The sequence below is a fragment of the Pseudomonas sp. PA-1-6B genome (genome assembly GCF_021609545.1).
Lineage (GTDB): Bacteria > Pseudomonadota > Gammaproteobacteria > Pseudomonadales > Pseudomonadaceae > Aquipseudomonas > Aquipseudomonas fluorescens_BV.
In genome coordinates this window covers 40,113-56,522 of the sequence record NZ_WJZM01000002.1, presented here as the reverse complement: position 1 = coordinate 56,522, position 16,410 = coordinate 40,113, and the positions used below count along the sequence as shown (strand labels likewise).

The window sequence follows — 16,410 nt, the reverse complement described above, 5'->3', positions numbered from 1 at the left end:
CTTTATGGCCCGTTTCGACCTGCAAAAACTCTACATTGACGGCGGCTACAGCGACGCTGGCAGCGATGCCACCTTCGAAGCCATCAACCCGGCTAACGGTGAAGTTCTCGCCCAAGTGCAACGCGCCACCAAAGACGACGTTGAACGTGCCGTGGTCAGCGCTGAAAAAGGCCAGAAAATCTGGGCCGCCATGACCGCCATGGAGCGTTCGCGCATCCTGCGCCGCGCCGTGGACATCCTGCGCGAGCGCAACGATGAACTGGCCGCCCTGGAAACCCTGGACACCGGTAAAGCCTTCTCCGAAACCAAGTACGTCGACATCGTCACCGGCGCTGACGTGCTGGAATACTACGCCGGCCTGGTACCTGCCATCGAAGGCGAGCAGATCCCACTGCGCGACACCTCGTTTGTCTACACCCGCCGCGAGCCGCTGGGCGTGGTTGCCGGTATCGGCGCGTGGAACTACCCGATCCAGATCGCCCTGTGGAAATCCGCACCGGCCCTGGCTGCCGGTAACGCGATGATCTTCAAGCCAAGCGAAGTCACCTCGCTGACCACCCTGAAACTGGCCGAAATCTACACCGAGGCTGGCGTTCCAGCGGGCGTGTTCAACGTACTGACCGGCAGCGGCCGTGAAGTCGGCACCTGGCTGACCGAGCACCCGCGCATTGAGAAAGTCTCGTTCACCGGCGGCACCGACACCGGCAAGAAAGTCATGGCCAGCGCATCGAGCTCCTCGCTCAAGGACGTGACCATGGAGCTGGGCGGCAAGTCCCCGCTGATCATTTTCGACGACGCCGACCTCGACCGCGCCGCCGACACCGCCATGATGGCCAACTTCTACAGCTCCGGTCAGGTCTGCACCAACGGCACCCGCGTGTTCGTGCCCAAGCACCTGCAAGCCGCGTTCGAAGCCAAGATCGTCGAGCGTGTGGCGCGTATTCGCATCGGCAACCCGGAAGACGAAAACACCAACTTCGGCCCGCTGGTCAGCTTCGCCCACATGGAAAGCGTGCTGGGCTACATCGCCAAAGGCAAAGAGCAAGGCGCCCGCCTGCTGTGCGGCGGCGACCGTCTGACCGACGGCGACTTCGCCAAAGGCGCCTTCGTGGCCCCGACCGTGTTCACCGACTGCACCGATGACATGGTGATCGTGCGTGAAGAAATCTTTGGCCCGGTGATGAGCATCCTCACCTACGAAACCGAAGAAGAAGTGATCCGCCGCGCCAACGACACCGACTTCGGCCTGGCCGCTGGCCTGGTGACCAAGGACCTGAACCGCGCCCACCGCGTGATTCACCAGTTGGAAGCCGGTATCTGCTGGATCAACGCCTGGGGCGAGTCCGACGCGAAGATGCCGGTTGGCGGCTACAAGCAGTCGGGTGTGGGCCGTGAGAACGGGATCAGCTCGCTGAACAACTTCACGCGCATCAAATCGGTACAGGTTGAGTTGGGCGATTACGCCTCGGTGTTCTAACACCTGCGAGTCTTGTATTGCCCGTGAGGCCATCGCGGGCAAGACCGGCTCCCACATTTGTTCTGTGTGAACCCGATCAAATGTGGGAGCTGGCTTGCCTGCGATCGAGTGCGAAGCACTCGCCAGACCTGACCACACTTCAAAGAGGGTACATTCATGTCCCAAGAATACGATTACATCATTGTGGGTGCCGGCTCTGCCGGTAACACCCTGGCGACCCGTCTGACCGAAGACGAAGGCGTCACTGTTTTGCTGCTGGAGGCCGGTGGCCCGGACTACCGCCTCGACTTCCGCACCCAGATGCCAGCCGCCCTGGCTTTCCCGCTGCAAGGCCGCCGCTACAACTGGGCCTACGAAACCGATCCAGAGCCACACATGGACGGCCGCCGGATGGAATGCGGGCGCGGCAAGGGCCTGGGTGGCTCTTCCCTGATCAACGGCATGTGCTACATCCGCGGCAACGCCATGGACTATGACAACTGGTCGAAGCTGCCGGGCCTGGAAGACTGGACCTACCTGGACTGCCTGCCGTATTTCCGCAAAGCCGAAACCCGCGACATCGGCCCCAACGATTGGCACGGTGGTGACGGCCCGGTCAGCGTGACCACGCCGAAAGCGGGCAACAACCCGCTGTTCCACGCCATGGTTGAAGCGGGCGTACAGGCCGGTTACCCACGTACCGAAGACTTGAACGGCTACCAGCAAGAAGGCTTCGGCCCGATGGACCGCACCGTCACGCCGAACGGCCGTCGCGCCAGCACCGCACGCGGTTACCTGGACACGGCTAAAAAGCGTTCGACCCTGACCATCGTCACCCATGCCCTCACCGACAAAGTGCTGTTCGAAGGCAAGCGTGCAGTGGGCGTGCGTTACCTGATCGGCGCCGCCGAAGAGCGCGTTGAAGCCCGTGCGCGCAAAGAAGTACTGGTGTGCAGCGGCGCAATCGCTTCGCCGCAACTGCTGCAACGCTCCGGTGTCGGCCCGGCCAAACTGCTGGAAAGCCTCGACATCCCGGTGGTCCACGACCTGCCGGGCGTGGGTGAAAACCTGCAGGACCACCTTGAGCTGTACCTGCAATACGCGTGCACCCAGCCGGTGTCGCTGTACCCTTCGCTGCTCTGGTACAACCAGCCGGCAATTGGTGCCGAATGGCTGTTCAACGGCACCGGCATCGGCGCCAGCAACCAGTTCGAAGCGGGCGGTTTTATCCGTACCCGTGAAGAGTTCGAGTGGCCAAACATCCAGTACCACTTCCTGCCGGTGGCGATTAACTACAACGGCAGCAACGGTGTGAAAGAGCACGGTTTCCAGGCGCACATGGGGTCCATGCGTTCGCCAAGCCGTGGCCGTATCCAGCTGAAGTCGAAGAACCCACGGGACTACCCGAGCATCCTCTTCAACTACATGGCCACCGAGCAGGACTGGCAGGAGTTCCGCGATGGCATCCGCCTGACCCGTGAAATCATGCAGCAGCCGGCACTGGACCCGTACCGTGGCCGCGAAATCAGCCCCGGCATTGAAGTGCAAACCGATGAACAGTTGGACAAGTTCATCCGCGAGCACGCCGAGACCGCGTTCCACCCGTCCTGCTCGTGCAAGATGGGCACCGACGAGATGGCCGTAGTCGATGGCGAAGGCCGCGTGCATGGCATGCAGGGCTTGCGTGTGGTCGATGCCTCGATCATGCCGATCATCACCACCGGCAACCTGAACGCGCCAACGATCATGATCGCCGAGAAAATCGCCGACAAGATCCGTGGCCGCAAGCCACTGCCGCGCAGTACCGCTGGCTACTACGTAGCAGGCGATGCGCCGGTGCGTGGCAAGCCGTTGCGTGAAGTGGGGCCATTGGCACAGTAACTCAAGCACCGCGGCGCCTGTATCGCAGGCAAGCCAGCTCCCACAGTTGACCGAGTTCGCCTGAACGACTCGATCAACTGTGGGAGCCGGGCTTGCCCGCGATGAGGCCCGACCAGACACCGCAAAACCACCCGCCGACACTTTCCTTGATCAGCTCCCCGCCCAGGCCTACTCTGTTCGCCTGCCCGCGCCGAGCCGCCCACAAGGAAGGCCCCATGTTCGAACACCACGCCACGCTCAAGAAACACTTCGGTGCCCTGCGCACCACCGCCGAATTTTTCTCCCTGCGCTACGTGCGCGAATCCGGTCAGTACCTGTCGGTACGCAAGAACGTCGCCGAGCCGCCTCACCTGGGCCATGACGAAGGCGCCATGCTTACCGTGCGTCTCAACGGCGTGGAAGCCTACGCCGCGACCAACGACATTTCCCTTGCCGGCCTGCAAGCCGCCCTTGAGCGCGCTGAACAGCAAGCCCGGTTGATCAAGCCCCACGCCCTGCTCGACCTGCACCAGCAGCCAGTGTCCAGCGACGTCGCCGACTACCTGTCACCCGACCTCGACCAGCCCTTCCCATCCCTGAGCGACTGCTACCAATTGCTCGGCGATGAGTCCGCCGCCGTGCCCAAGGATGAGCGCCTGGTGAGCTGGGAAGTCAGTTTGGGGACCACGCGGGTTGAACAGATCTATCTCAACAGCGCCGGTGCGCAATTGCGTCAGGCCCAGCGCTTCGTGTTCCCCGGCCTGAGTGTGACCGCCTTCGACGGCAACGACAGCCAGACCCGTACCCTGGGCGGTACCAACTTCGGCCAGCAAGGCAGTGCCGGGGTGATCCAGCGTTTTGGCCTGGTGGGCGCCGCCCGCAAGGTGGCCGACGAAGCCCTGCAATTGCTGCTCGCACCGAATACGCCCCACGGCCCGCGTGACCTGCTGCTGATGCCCGACCAGATGATCCTGCAGATCCACGAGTCGATCGGCCATCCGCTGGAGCTGGATCGCATCCTTGGTGACGAGCGCAATTACGCCGGCACCAGTTTTGTGAAAGCCAGCGACTTCGGCCACCTGCAATATGGCTCACCGCTGCTCAACGTCACCTTCGACCCGGACATCCCCGAACAGCTTGCCAGCTACGCTCATGACGATGACGGCACACCTGCCAGCAAGCAATTTCTGATTCGCGAGGGCCTGCTGCTCAGGCCCTTGGGCGGGGCCTTATCGCAATTTCGCGCCAACCTGCCAGGCGTCGCCAACAGCCGCGCTTGCGGCTGGAACCGTGCGCCCATCGACCGCATGGCCAACCTGAATATCGAGCCTGGGGATAAAAGCCTCGCGCAATTGGTGGGCGGCATTGAGAGCGGCATCCTGATGTCGACCAACCGTTCGTGGTCCATCGACGATGCGCGCAACAAGTTCCAGTTCGGCTGCGAGTGGGGCCAGTTGATCGAAAACGGCGAACTCAAGGGCGTGGTGAAGAACCCCAACTACCGCGCGATTTCCGCGCAGTTCTGGCGCAAGCTCAGCGCGGTGGGCGACGCCAGCACCTTCAAGGTCTTGGGCACGCCCAACTGCGGCAAGGGCGAACCCAACCAGGTGATCCGTGTCGGCCATGCGTCGCCGGCCTGTGTATTCAGCAATGTCGATGTGTTTGGGGGAGATGCCTGATGAACCACTTCAAGGCTCTGGTGGATTGGCTCAAGCAGGCGGTCACCGATCAAGAACACTTTCAACTCGGCTACGCGGATGAGGCGTCCGAGTTCGTGCGCTTCAACCACGCGCAGGTACGCCAGGCGGGCCAGGTACAGCAGGCCAGCCTGAACCTCAAGCTGATCAACGATGGGCGCCACGCCGACCTGGGTATCACCCTGTCCGGCGAGGCGCAGCTGGATCGCCAGCGCCTGGCCGACGGCCTGCAACAACTGCGTGAGACCTTGCCGCTGTTGCCGCCTGACCCGTACCTGCTGCTGAACCCCGACGCCTGGCACAGCCATAACGAACAGCTGCGCCCGCTGCCGGAACTGGCCCAGGTGCTGGACGATATCAGCCAGGCCGCCGATGGCGTGGACCTTGTTGGCTTCTACGCCGCCGGCCCGATCAGTCGTGGTTTCGCCAGCTCATCGGGGGCGTTCGGCTGGCACCGGGCTAACAGCTTCAATTTCGACTTCAGCCTGTTCCACGCCAATGGCGAAGCGGTAAAAGCCAGCTACGCCGGGCACACCTGGAACAGCGCCGAATTCGCCGCCCGTTTCCAACAGGCCCGTGAGCAACTGGCGTTTCTCGGTCGCCCGCTCCACACCCTGGCGCCCGGCCAGTACCGCGCCTACCTGGCGCCGGCAGCGCTGGAAGAAATCATCAGCATCATCACCTGGGGTGGTTTTTCAGCCCAGGCCATTGCGAGCAAAGGCAGTTCGTTGCAACGCCTTTACGCGGGTGATCAGTCATTGAGCCCGCTGGTGACGGTAGATGAGCAGATCAGCGGCTCCCTGAGCCAGGCGTTTTCCACTGAAGGCTACCCGCGTGAGGATGTCACCCTGATCAACGCAGGCAAGGCCGAGGGCCAGTTGGTCAACTCGCGCAGCGCCGCCGAATACGGCTTGAACACCAACGGCGCCAGCAGCGACGAGTCGCCCAGCGCCCTGCAAATGGCGGCCGGCAGCCTGGCCCAGGCCGATATTCTCAAGCAGTTGGGCACCGGTCTGTATATCAGCAACCTCTGGTACCTGAACTACTCCGACCTGCCGGCAGCGCGCCTGACCGGCATGACGCGCTTTGCGACCTTCTGGGTGGAAAACGGCGAGATCAAGGCGCCAGTCAGCACCATGCGCTTTGATGACAGTGTCTATCAGTTGCTCGGTTCGCAATTGGAAGCGCTGACCGCTGATCGGGAACTGCTGTTGTCGGCCAGTACCTATGACCAGCGCAACACCGCTTCCAACCTGTTGCCAGGCGCTTTGGTAAAACGCCTGACGCTGACCCTCTAAACATCCAAAACACCTGTGGGAAGGGCTGATTTCAGACGGCTCGGCTTCGGTCCTTCCTACCGTAAATTCTCTTCCTCCCCGTTTGCACGGGCAACCTGTTGTCGCCCGCAAAAAACCTCGCTATAACAGCTAGTGGCATACCGCCACACACTGGAAGTACTGCGATGAACCATGGAAGTTTCGTCATTGAGAAGTTGTACAAGCACTACAACGTTCACGTAGAGCAACTGGGTAACGACCCGCATAGAAAAACCGTACTGATGGTCAATGGCGCGTTGTCCACCACGCGCTCCTTTGCCCGCACCAGCAAATGCCTGGCCGAGCACTTCAATGTGCTGCTGTTCGACTTGCCCTTCTCTGGCTTGTCACGCGAGCACAACACCGAACTCGACCTGGTCACCAAGGACGACGAGGTGCAAATCCTGCGTGCCTTGGTAGCGCGCTTTGCGGTCAACCATCTGGTTTCGGCCTCCTGGGGCGGCATCTCCACGCTGTTGACCCTGGCGCACAACCCGCCCTCCATCGAAAGCTCGGTGGTGATGGCCCTGGCGCCCAACCTCAACCAGGCGATGCTGGAATATGTCGAGCGTGTGCGTGTGCTGATCGAGGCCGATGACAAGTCGGCGGTCGGCCATCTGCTCAACGAAACGGTTGGCAAATACCTGTCGCCGCGCCTCAAGCGCAATAACCATCGACACCTGTCGACCATGGCCACCACCGAATACCGCCAAGCGCGCTTTCATATCCATCAGGTGCTGGGCTTGGGCGATGGCAACTACTTGCCGGCACTGCGGCAGATTGAAACACCGGTGCACTTTCTCAACGGCGCGCTGGACGAATACACGCCGGCCGACGAAGCCCAACTGTTCAAACACTACGTAGGCCGCAGCAGCTTTGCGGTGGCCGAACACACCGGCCATCTGCTGGACCTGGAGTCCCGCGAAGCCGCGCTGGCAGTGCATCGGGCGTTGCTGGATTTCCTGGTGGGCGAGCATGTGACATTGTCAGATATAGACGAACCGCCAGTGGGAAAAGCGGCGACGGATGGCGCATAATCGCCAACACATAGCCTGCTAATTAAAAGGGATCCCATGCCAAATCGTGCCCCTCTCGATGCCAAGACCGCCCGCTGGCTCCCCTGGGTGGTAGCGATTGCCTTCTTCATGCAGTCGCTGGACGGGACGATTCTCAACACCGCGCTGCCAGCCATGGCGCAGGACCTCGCGGAAAACCCGCTGCGCATGCAAGGCGTGGTGATCGCCTACATGCTCACCGTCGCCTTGCTGATTCCGGCGTCGGGCTGGATCGCTGACCGCTTTGGCACCAAGAAGATTTTCTTTGGCGCGATCATGCTGTTCAGCATCGGGTCGCTGCTGTGTGCGCTGTCCAGTAGCTTGAGCATGCTGGTGGGTGCACGGGTGATCCAGGGCCTGGGCGGTGCGCTGATGCTGCCGGTCGGACGGCTGGTGGTACTGCGGGCTTATCCGCGCTCCGAGTTGGTGCGAATCATGGGCTTCATCACCATTCCCGGCCTGCTTGGCCCCTTGCTTGGCCCGACAATGGGCGGCTGGATGGTGCAATACCTGACCTGGCACTGGATCTTCCTGATCAACCTGCCGGTGGGCATGATCGGCTGCTACGCCGTGTGGAAATTCATCCCCGACCTGCGCGGCAGCGAGCGCACGCGCTTCGACGGCCTCGGCTTTCTGCTGTTCGGCGCGGCGATGGTGCTGATCACCATCGCCATGGAAGGCCTAGGCGAACTGCACCTGCCGCATCTGCGCGTGATATTGCTGCTGTTCGGCGGGTTCGCCTGCCTGGCGGCGTACTGGCTGCGCGCCGGGCATATCGATAACCCGCTGTTCTCGCCGGTGCTGTTCAAGACGCGCACCTTTGCCGTGGGGATTCTGGGCAATCTGTTTGCGCGCCTGGGCAGCGGCGCATTGCCGTTCCTGGTACCGCTGCTGCTGCAGGTGGCGCTGGGCTATTCGCCGTCGGAAGCCGGCATGAGCATGTTGCCGCTGGCGGCGGCGGCGATGTTCGCCAAGTCCATCGCACGCCCGCTTATCGAGCGCCTCGGCTACCGCATCGTCCTGACCGGCAACACCCTGGCCCTGGGCCTGATGCTGGCGAGCATGGGCCTGGTCAGCGAACAAACGCCCTACCCGCTGCTGTTGGCCATGCTGGCGGTACTGGGGGCCATCAACTCCCTGCAATTTACCGCCATGAACACCGTCACCCTGATCGACCTCGACGACGCCCAGGCCAGCAGCGGCAACAGCTTGCTGTCGGTAGTGGCGCAGTTGTCCCTGAGCCTGGGCGTGGCCTGTGCCGGTGCATTGCTCGGCGGCTTTACCGCCGAAGCCGGCAATGACGGGGTCAATACCGTGCTGGGCGCCTTCCAACTGACCTTCCTCACCGTGGGCCTCATGGCGATGCTGGCGGCGGCGATCTTCCTGCAACTGTCGCCCAAGGACGGCAAAAGGGTGGTCAGCCGCGAGCACGATATCGAGCACTAACGGGCGTCTCGTCGAGAACTTGCGGGGAAAATCCCACGAGACTGGTACACTGCGCGACATTTTGTTTTGCAGAGCCAGTCCCGTGACTACCATCGCCACCGCTTTTAATACTTTGCCCCTGTCCGCCGCCATGCTGGCTAACCTCGACTCGCTGGGTTACGTCGAGATGACGCAGATCCAGGCGCAAAGCTTGCCGGTGATCCTCAAAGGGCTGGACCTCATTGCCCAGGCCAAGACCGGCAGCGGCAAGACTGCCGCATTCGGCATCGGCCTGCTGAACCCGATCAACCCGCGCTACTTCGGGTGCCAGGCGCTGGTGATGTGCCCGACCCGCGAACTGGCCGACCAGGTCGCCAAGGAAATCCGTCGCCTGGCCCGTGCCGAAGACAACATCAAGGTACTGACCCTGTGCGGCGGCGTGTCCCTCGGCCCACAGATCGCCTCCCTGGAGCACGGCGCCCACGTCATCGTCGGCACCCCGGGCCGCATCCAGCAGCACCTGCGTAAAGGTTCGCTGGTGCTGGACGGCTTGAACACCCTGATCCTCGACGAAGCCGACCGCATGCTCGACATGGGCTTCTACGACGCCATCGAAGACATCATCAGCAAGACCCCACCGCGCCGCCAGACCCTGCTGTTCTCGGCCACTTACCCGGTGAGCATCAAGCAACTGGCCTCCAAGTTCATGCGTGCGCCTCAGCAAGTGAAAGCCGAAGCGTTCCACTCCGACGACCAGATCGAACAACGCTTCTACGAGATCTCCCCGGAAGAGCGCATGGACGCCGTGACCAAGGTGCTGGCGCACTTCCGCCCGGCCTCCTGCGTGGCGTTCTGCTTTACCAAGCAGCAAGTGCAGGAAACCGTCGACCACCTGACCTCCAAAGGCATTTGCGCCGTTGGCCTGCATGGTGACCTGGAACAGCGCGACCGTGACCAGGTACTGGCGATGTTTGCCAACCGCAGCACCTCGGTGCTGGTGGCCACCGACGTCGCCGCCCGTGGCCTGGACATCGACGCACTGGACATGGTGATCAACGTCGAACTGGCCCGCGACTCGGAAATTCACATCCACCGTGTAGGCCGTACCGGCCGTGCCGGTGAGACCGGCATCGCCATCAGCCTGGTAGCGCCGTCCGAAGCCCACCGCGCCCAGGCCATCGAGCAACTGCAGAAGTCGCCGCTGAACTGGGACCAACTGGACAACCTCAAGCCGCAAAGCGGTGGCCCGTTGCTGCCGCAGATGAGCACCCTGTGCATCGCCGCCGGGCGTAAAGACAAGGTGCGCCCAGGCGACATCCTCGGTGCATTGACCGGTGAAGCCGGCATTCCGGGTGCCCAGGTCGGCAAGATCGCTATCTTTGACTTCCAGGCCTTCGTGGCCGTGGAACGCGGCATCGCCAAGCAGGCGTTGCAGCGTTTGAATGACGGTAAGATCAAAGGCCGCTCGCTGCGCGTGCGGATCCTGTAACAACATAGTGACTGCAGGGACCGAATCACTGTGGGAGCTGGCTTGCCCGCGATAGCGACGGTGAATCCACTACCGCCATCGCAGGCAAGCCAGCTCCCACAGTGTTGATTGCATTTCAAATCAATAGTTTTGTGAGGACATGGCTGTGCGCTCGACCGAAGTTGTGATCATTGGCGCCGGCGCCGCAGGCTTGATGTGCGCGCTGACCGCCGCCGGGCGTGGGCGCAAGGTGATGTTGATCGACCACGCCAACAAGGCCGGCAAGAAAATCCTGATGTCCGGTGGCGGCCGCTGCAACTTCACCAACATGTACACCGAGCCGGCCAACTTCCTCTCGCACAACGCGCACTTCTGCAAATCCGCCCTGGCCCGCTATACCCAGTGGGATTTCATCGGGCTGGTGGCCAAACACGGCGTACCGTACCACGAGAAGAAACTCGGCCAACTGTTCTGCGACAACAAGTCCAGCGACATCCTCGGCATGCTGCTCGACGAGTGCATCCAGACCGGCGTGAGCCTGCACCTGGACACCTCCATCGAGGCAATCGCCAAGCTCGAAAGCGGCTATCAACTGCAAACCACCTTGGGTGAGCTGCGCTGTGAATCCCTGGTGATCGCCACTGGCGGCTTGTCGATCCCGACGCTGGGCGCCACCGGTTTCGGCTACCAAGTGGCCAGGCAATTCGGCCATGAACTGCTGCCGACCCGCGCCGGGCTGGTGCCGTTCACCATCACCGACCAGCTCAAGGAGTTGTGCGGCGAGTTGTCCGGCACCTCGGTCGACTGCCTGGTGAGCTGCAACGGCCAGAGCTTTCGCGAGAATATCCTGTTCACCCATCGCGGCCTGAGCGGGCCGGCGATTTTGCAGATTTCCTCGTATTGGCACTCCGGCGACACGGTAGAAATCAACCTGCTGCCCGACCACGACGCCCATGCCTGGCTGCAACAGCAACAGGCCGAACACCCCAACAGCGAATTGAAAACCCTGTTGGGTGAGATCTTCACCAAGAAGATGGCCAACCTGCTGGCCCAAAGCTGGTTCGAATCCAAGCCGATGAAGCAGTACGCCCACGCTGAAATTGCCGATATCGCGCAAAAGCTGGGGAGCTGGCAACTGGTACCGGCCGGCACCGAGGGTTATCGCACCGCCGAGGTAACATTGGGCGGGGTGGATACGCGGGAAGTGTCGTCCAAGACCATGGAATCGCTGAAAAGCCCCGGCCTGTACTTTATCGGCGAAGTGCTGGACGTGACCGGCCACCTGGGCGGGTTCAATTTCCAGTGGGCCTGGGCCTCGGGCTACGCGGCCGCGCAATACGCCTGATGTGCACCTTGAGATGCAATCCCCTGTGGGAGCTGGCTTGCCTGCGATAGCGGCGGTGAATCCCACATCGTTATCGCAGGCAAGCCAGCTCCCACATTGGTTTTGCAGTGATACTGAAAATTTTGCTGTCCGATGTGATCGCTACGCTTGCCGTGGCGTCATTACTGGCTCAATTTAGCGACAACGTCCCGGAAGACTCCAGACTTCATGTCATCGACCTCGTTCAAGCAGTCCATGCGGCGCCTGTGGGCGCTGGATAAATTCAGCTACAGCGTACGGGTGTTCATCGCCCTCACCGGCAGCATGGCGTTGTGTTGGTACCAGGATGAAATGACGCTGCTGATCCCGCTGTTCCTAGGGATTATCGCCAGCGCCCTGGCCGAGACCGATGACAGCTGGCAAGGCCGCCTCAACGCGCTGGCGGTGACACTGGTGTGTTTCAGCATTGCCGCGCTGTCGGTGGAGCTGCTGTTCCCTTACCCCTGGATATTTGCCATCGCCCTGGCCCTGGCCAGTTTCGGCCTGACCATGCTCGGCGCACTGGGCGAACGCTATGGCGCGATTGCTTCGGCCACCTTGATTCTGTCGGTCTACACCATGATCGGCGTGGACCAGCGCGGTGGCGCCGTCACGGATTTCTGGCATGAGCCGCTGCTGCTGGTGGCCGGTGCCGCCTGGTACGGCGCGTTGTCCGTGCTGTGGCAGGCGCTGTTTTCCAACCAGCCGGTGCAGCAGAGCCTGGCGCGATTGTTCCGCGAGCTGGGGCGTTACCTCAAGCTCAAGTCATCGTTGTTCGAACCGATCCGGCAGCTGGACGTGGAAGCGCGGCGCCTGGAGTTGGCCCAGCAAAATGGCCGGGTAGTGGCTGCGCTGAATGCCGCGAAGGAAATCATCCTGCACCGCGTCGGCAATGGGCGACCGGGCTCGAAGGTCAGCCGCTACCTGAAACTGTACTTCCTGGCCCAGGACATCCACGAGCGCGCCAGTTCATCCCACTACCCCTACAACGCCCTCACTGAAGCCTTCTTCCATAGCGATGTGCTGTTTCGCTGCCAGCGCTTGCTGCGCCAGCAAGGCAAGGCCTGCCAGACCCTGGCCGAGTCGATCCAACTGCGCCAACCGTTCATCTATGACGACAGCTTCGCCCAAGCCCTGGGCGACCTCAACGCGTCCCTGGAGCACCTGCGCATCCAGAGCAACCCGGCTTGGCGCGGCCTGCTGCGTTCATTGCGCGCCTTGGCGGCCAACCTGTCCACACTCGACCGCCTGCTGGGCGACGCCAGCAATCCCGATGCCCTGGCGGACGCCACCGACAGTAACCTGCTGGACCGCGCCCCGCGCAACCTCAAGGAAATGTGGACGCGCCTGCGCACCCAACTCACACCCACCTCGCTGCTGTTTCGCCATGCCCTGCGCCTGTCCCTGGCGTTGACCGTCGGCTACGCCACCCTGCACGCTATCCACGCGTCCCAGGGTTACTGGATCATCCTCACCACCCTGTTCGTCTGCCAACCGAGCTACGGCGCCACCCGGCGCAAGCTCGGCCAGCGGATTATCGGCACCGCCATCGGCCTCACCGTGGCCTGGGCGCTATTTGATCTGTTCCCCAACCCGGTGGTGCAGTCGATGTTCGCTATCGCCGCGGGCCTGGTGTTCTTTATCAACCGCACCACCCGCTACACCCTGGCGACGGCGGCGATCACCCTGATGGTGCTGTTCTGCTTCAACCAGGTGGGTGATGGCTACGGGCTGTTCCTGCCACGCCTGTTCGATACCTTGCTCGGCAGCCTGATCGCTGGCCTGGCGGTATTCCTGTTCCTGCCGGACTGGCAAGGCCGGCGCTTGAACAAAGTGCTGGCCAACACCCTGACCTGCAACAGCATCTACCTGCGCCAGATCATGCAGCAATACGCCGCCGGCAAGAGCGACGACCTGGCTTACCGCCTGGCCCGCCGCAACGCGCACAACGCCGACGCCGCGTTGTCCACCACCCTGGCCAATATGCTGATGGAGCCTGGGCACTTTCGTAAGGAAGCCGACGTGGGTTTTCGGTTCCTGGTGCTGTCTCACACCTTGCTCAGCTATTTGTCGGGGTTGGGTGCGCACCGCGATACTCAGTTACCGGCCGACGTGCGCGAGCACTTGATCGAAGGCGCGGGCAACAGCCTGGCGGCGAGCATCGATGAGATTGCCACGGGCCTGGCCAACAAACAGTCGATTGCGATCCAGAGTGATGCCGAGGAAGGGTTGGCGGCAGAGCTGGAGCAAATGCCCGATGAGATCGATGAGGCGCAGCGGTTGGTACAAACGCAGTTGGCGTTGATATGCCGGCAGTTGGGGCCGTTGCGTACGTTGGCGGCGCATCTGATCAAGGATACCGGTGCGGCTTAGACCGCTATCGCAGGCAAGCCAGCTCCCACATTTAACCGAGTTCCAACATAAGAATGCGGGCAAAATGTGGGAGCCCGGCTTGCCCGCGATGAGGCCCGCAAGCACGCTACATCCCATGCGCCTTCATCAAGCGCGCATAACTGCCATCAGCCTTCATCCTGGCAATCTCCCGATCAAAGCTAGCGACAATCTGCGCATGCTCGGGGTTCTTCAAACTGACCAGAATGTGCAGGCTGTTCTCGCTCAACGGCTTGTCCACAAACGCCACCGCATTGCGCACCCGCGGCGACTCCCGAGCCAGGTAATAACGCGCTACGTATTCGTCTTCCAGCGTCAACCGCACCCGCCGCGCAGCGAGCATGCGCACCGCCATGGCGAAGTTGTGCACGGGTACTTTCTGTAGCTGGGTGTCTTGATCGAATGCCGCCGAGTAAGCGTAACCGCGTACCACGGCGATGGTCTCGTCGTGCAGTCGGGCCAGGCTGTGATAAACAATGTCATCGTCGCTGCGCTTGAGAAAGCGCACACGGTTAAGCAGGTACTCAGCAGAAAACTGGCCAAACTGCGTGCGGGCCTCGTCGTACCAGGCGTTGATCAGCACATCGTAGCGCCCATCGCCCACGCCCTTGAGCGCACGGGCCCAGGGCACCTGTTCAAAATCACTGGCGTACCCCGCACGGGCCAGGGCCGTGCTGACGATATCCGTGGCCAAACCGCCATTGATCAAGGTGGCATCGGTGAAGGGCGGCCAGCCATCCGCCACCAGACGCAGACGCTGTGCCAGCACCGGCTGGGCCAGCAGCAGCACTGCGATCAAAGCAACGGCACGAGTCAATCTCGGCATGCTCAAAGTCCTTGGCGGGCAGGCGGTGGCCTGATAACAGTAGCTCATCAATGAGCCTGCATTGCAGATTACACAAAGCAGCCAGCAGCGCACGCACTCAATGATGGCAAATTGACGCCATTCACACATTTGCCAATTTTAGACAGCAGCGCCCGCCGCGCTTACTATCCAGGCACGTCTTTACAAGAGCACACATCATGACGGTTGATTGGATTTGCAAACATCACGACGACTTGGGCAAGGACCAGCTGTATGCCGTCCTGCGTTTGCGCAGCGAGGTATTCGTCGTCGAGCAGAAATGCGCGTATCAGGACATCGACGGGCAGGACCTGGCGGGTGACACCCATCACCTGATGGCCTGGCAAGATAATGAGCTATTGGCTTACCTGCGCCTGCTGGACCCGGAATCCCAGGGCGGCGATGTGGTGATTGGTCGCGTCATCGTTTCGCCAGCGGCACGGGGCACCGGGCTGGGGCATCAAATGATGGAGGAGGCGCTTGAGCGTATTGAGGATATCTGGCCGCAAACGCCGATTTTTCTCTCGGCCCAGGCGCATTTGCAGGGGTATTACGGACGATATGGGTTTGTGGTGGCGGGTGAGGAATACCTGGAAGATGATATTCCACATATTGGTATGCGGCGCATCTGAGGGCGCCATCGCAGGCAAGCCAGCTCCCACATTGGACGGTGGGAGCCGGGCTTGCCCGCGATAGCGTCAGTCCTGCCAAAGCCGACCTTCAGGGATAGCCCAACACCTGCTTGATCGACGCCAGATTAGCCTCGATCCACCCCCGATCAATCGCTCCCCAGTCCCGAATCCGATAGCGCCCGGCATGGTGACGCGCACCGTCCTCCTGCTCGAACTCACACACAATATCCAGGTCGGCCAACGCCGCAATGGTGTCCTGGGCGGTACGCCGAGGCATGCCGGTGGCCTCGGTCAGCGCCGGGACGCTGCTGGCCAGTTGGCTGTCGATCAAGTACGCCACGTACAGGCGGCGGTAGAAGCTGCTTTTGGTCTTGCTCACATCCATGGTCAGTCGCCTTGGGGTTAGGGCTTGCCCTGCAAATCGCGCCAGGTGAGGTACACACGCAGGTCGAATTCCACCTGATGGTAGCCCGGCATCATGTATTGGCAGAGTTTATAGAACGCCTTGTTGTGGTCCGATTCCTTGAAGTGCGCCAGCTCGTGCACCACGATCATGCGCAGAAACTCCGGGGCCACCTCCTTGAACAGCGAAGCGATGCGGATCTCTTTCTTGGATTTGAGATTACCGCCCTGCACCCGGGAAATCGTGGTGTGTAAACCCAAGGCACGATGGGTCAGGTCCAGGCGGTTGTCGAACAGCACTTTGTCGATAGACGGCGCGTTACGCAGGTGCTCCTGCTTCAAGGCCAGGGCATAGGCGTACAGGGCCTTGTCGCTCTGCACCGCATGGCGTTCGGGGTAACGCTGGTCCAGGTAAGCCCCCAACTGGTCCTTGGCGATCAGTTGGCGCACTTGCTCCTGGAGCGCGGCGGGGTATGCCTGGAGGTATTTCAACGCGGTCAT

General features: G+C 61.8%; 13 protein-coding genes. 10 read left to right on the top strand and 3 right to left on the bottom strand.

The window, feature by feature from the left end:
* Positions 1 to 4 precede the first annotated feature (4 nt).
* The 9 genes from betB (at position 5) to yccS (ending at position 14,013) form a co-directional block, all read left to right on the top strand.
* On the top strand, positions 5 to 1,477 hold the full coding sequence (gene betB / locus GIV35_RS01825; protein ID WP_120247525.1) for a betaine-aldehyde dehydrogenase: 1,473 nt from the start codon (positions 5 to 7) through the stop codon (positions 1,475 to 1,477).
* Between the two features lie 156 nt (positions 1,478 to 1,633).
* Positions 1,634 to 3,337, top strand: a complete 1,704-nt coding sequence (gene betA / locus GIV35_RS01820) for a choline dehydrogenase (protein WP_236264083.1) — start codon at positions 1,634 to 1,636, stop codon at positions 3,335 to 3,337.
* A gap of 215 nt (positions 3,338 to 3,552) precedes the next feature.
* Positions 3,553 to 4,995 (top strand): TldD/PmbA family protein, encoded by a 1,443-nt coding sequence (locus GIV35_RS01815; protein ID WP_200647912.1) that lies wholly within the window; start codon positions 3,553 to 3,555, stop codon positions 4,993 to 4,995.
* Positions 4,995 to 6,311: a TldD/PmbA family protein gene (locus GIV35_RS01810; protein ID WP_200647913.1), complete on the top strand. Its 1,317-nt coding sequence runs from the start codon at positions 4,995 to 4,997 to the stop codon at positions 6,309 to 6,311. The genes GIV35_RS01815 and GIV35_RS01810 overlap by 1 nt, the downstream gene beginning before the upstream one ends.
* Positions 6,312 to 6,475: 164 nt before the next feature.
* On the top strand, positions 6,476 to 7,366 hold the full coding sequence (locus tag GIV35_RS01805; RefSeq protein WP_034128899.1) for an alpha/beta fold hydrolase: 891 nt from the start codon (positions 6,476 to 6,478) through the stop codon (positions 7,364 to 7,366).
* A gap of 36 nt (positions 7,367 to 7,402) precedes the next feature.
* On the top strand, positions 7,403 to 8,830 hold the full coding sequence (gene mdtD, locus GIV35_RS01800) for a multidrug transporter subunit MdtD (protein ID WP_034128900.1): 1,428 nt from the start codon (positions 7,403 to 7,405) through the stop codon (positions 8,828 to 8,830).
* 130 nt (positions 8,831 to 8,960) lie between these two features.
* Entirely contained in the window at positions 8,961 to 10,298 is a 1,338-nt protein-coding gene (dbpA, locus tag GIV35_RS01795) for an ATP-dependent RNA helicase DbpA (RefSeq protein ID WP_233475092.1), read from the top strand.
* A gap of 145 nt (positions 10,299 to 10,443) precedes the next feature.
* Positions 10,444 to 11,622 (top strand): NAD(P)/FAD-dependent oxidoreductase, encoded by a 1,179-nt coding sequence (locus GIV35_RS01790; protein WP_202692568.1) that lies wholly within the window; start codon positions 10,444 to 10,446, stop codon positions 11,620 to 11,622.
* Between the two features lie 207 nt (positions 11,623 to 11,829).
* Positions 11,830 to 14,013, top strand: a complete 2,184-nt coding sequence (gene yccS / locus GIV35_RS01785; protein WP_223023261.1) for a YccS family putative transporter — start codon at positions 11,830 to 11,832, stop codon at positions 14,011 to 14,013.
* A 106-nt stretch (positions 14,014 to 14,119) separates the two neighbouring features.
* On the opposite strand, the gene GIV35_RS01780 is transcribed toward yccS, so the two are convergent.
* Entirely contained in the window at positions 14,120 to 14,857 is a 738-nt protein-coding gene (locus GIV35_RS01780) for a substrate-binding periplasmic protein (protein ID WP_198714437.1), read from the bottom strand.
* Positions 14,858 to 15,054: 197 nt separating this feature from the next.
* Here GIV35_RS01780 and GIV35_RS01775 point away from each other — a divergent pair, with 197 nt between their 5' ends.
* Positions 15,055 to 15,507: a GNAT family N-acetyltransferase gene (locus GIV35_RS01775; protein ID WP_105228809.1), complete on the top strand. Its 453-nt coding sequence runs from the start codon at positions 15,055 to 15,057 to the stop codon at positions 15,505 to 15,507.
* An 88-nt stretch (positions 15,508 to 15,595) separates the two neighbouring features.
* Here the strand turns inward: GIV35_RS01775 and GIV35_RS01770 are convergent, their stop codons facing one another.
* Positions 15,596 to 15,892 carry a winged helix-turn-helix domain-containing protein gene (locus GIV35_RS01770; protein WP_014720272.1) on the bottom strand — a complete coding sequence of 99 codons (297 nt, stop codon included), beginning with the start codon at positions 15,890 to 15,892 and terminating at the stop codon, positions 15,596 to 15,598.
* Between the two features lie 17 nt (positions 15,893 to 15,909).
* Entirely contained in the window at positions 15,910 to 16,410 is a 501-nt protein-coding gene (locus GIV35_RS01765; protein WP_236264084.1) for a M48 metallopeptidase family protein, read from the bottom strand.

Excerpts from the sequence above, each read along its gene's own strand:
- mdtD (WP_034128900.1), top strand. The coding sequence starts at position 7,403 with ATGCCAAATCGTGCCCCTCTCGATGCCAAGACCGCCCGCTGGCTCCCC.
- GIV35_RS01765 (WP_236264084.1), bottom strand. The coding sequence starts at position 16,410 with ATGACCGCGTTGAAATACCTCCAGGCATACCCCGCCGCGCTCCAGGAG.
- yccS (WP_223023261.1), top strand. The coding sequence starts at position 11,830 with ATGTCATCGACCTCGTTCAAGCAGTCCATGCGGCGCCTGTGGGCGCTG.
- GIV35_RS01770 (WP_014720272.1), bottom strand. The coding sequence starts at position 15,892 with ATGGATGTGAGCAAGACCAAAAGCAGCTTCTACCGCCGCCTGTACGTG.
- GIV35_RS01780 (WP_198714437.1), bottom strand. The coding sequence starts at position 14,857 with ATGCCGAGATTGACTCGTGCCGTTGCTTTGATCGCAGTGCTGCTGCTG.
- GIV35_RS01805 (WP_034128899.1), top strand. The coding sequence starts at position 6,476 with ATGAACCATGGAAGTTTCGTCATTGAGAAGTTGTACAAGCACTACAAC.
- dbpA (WP_233475092.1), top strand. The coding sequence starts at position 8,961 with ATGCTGGCTAACCTCGACTCGCTGGGTTACGTCGAGATGACGCAGATC.
- betB (WP_120247525.1), top strand. The coding sequence starts at position 5 with ATGGCCCGTTTCGACCTGCAAAAACTCTACATTGACGGCGGCTACAGC.
- GIV35_RS01810 (WP_200647913.1), top strand. The coding sequence starts at position 4,995 with ATGAACCACTTCAAGGCTCTGGTGGATTGGCTCAAGCAGGCGGTCACC.
- GIV35_RS01775 (WP_105228809.1), top strand. The coding sequence starts at position 15,055 with ATGACGGTTGATTGGATTTGCAAACATCACGACGACTTGGGCAAGGAC.
- betA (WP_236264083.1), top strand. The coding sequence starts at position 1,634 with ATGTCCCAAGAATACGATTACATCATTGTGGGTGCCGGCTCTGCCGGT.
- GIV35_RS01815 (WP_200647912.1), top strand. The coding sequence starts at position 3,553 with ATGTTCGAACACCACGCCACGCTCAAGAAACACTTCGGTGCCCTGCGC.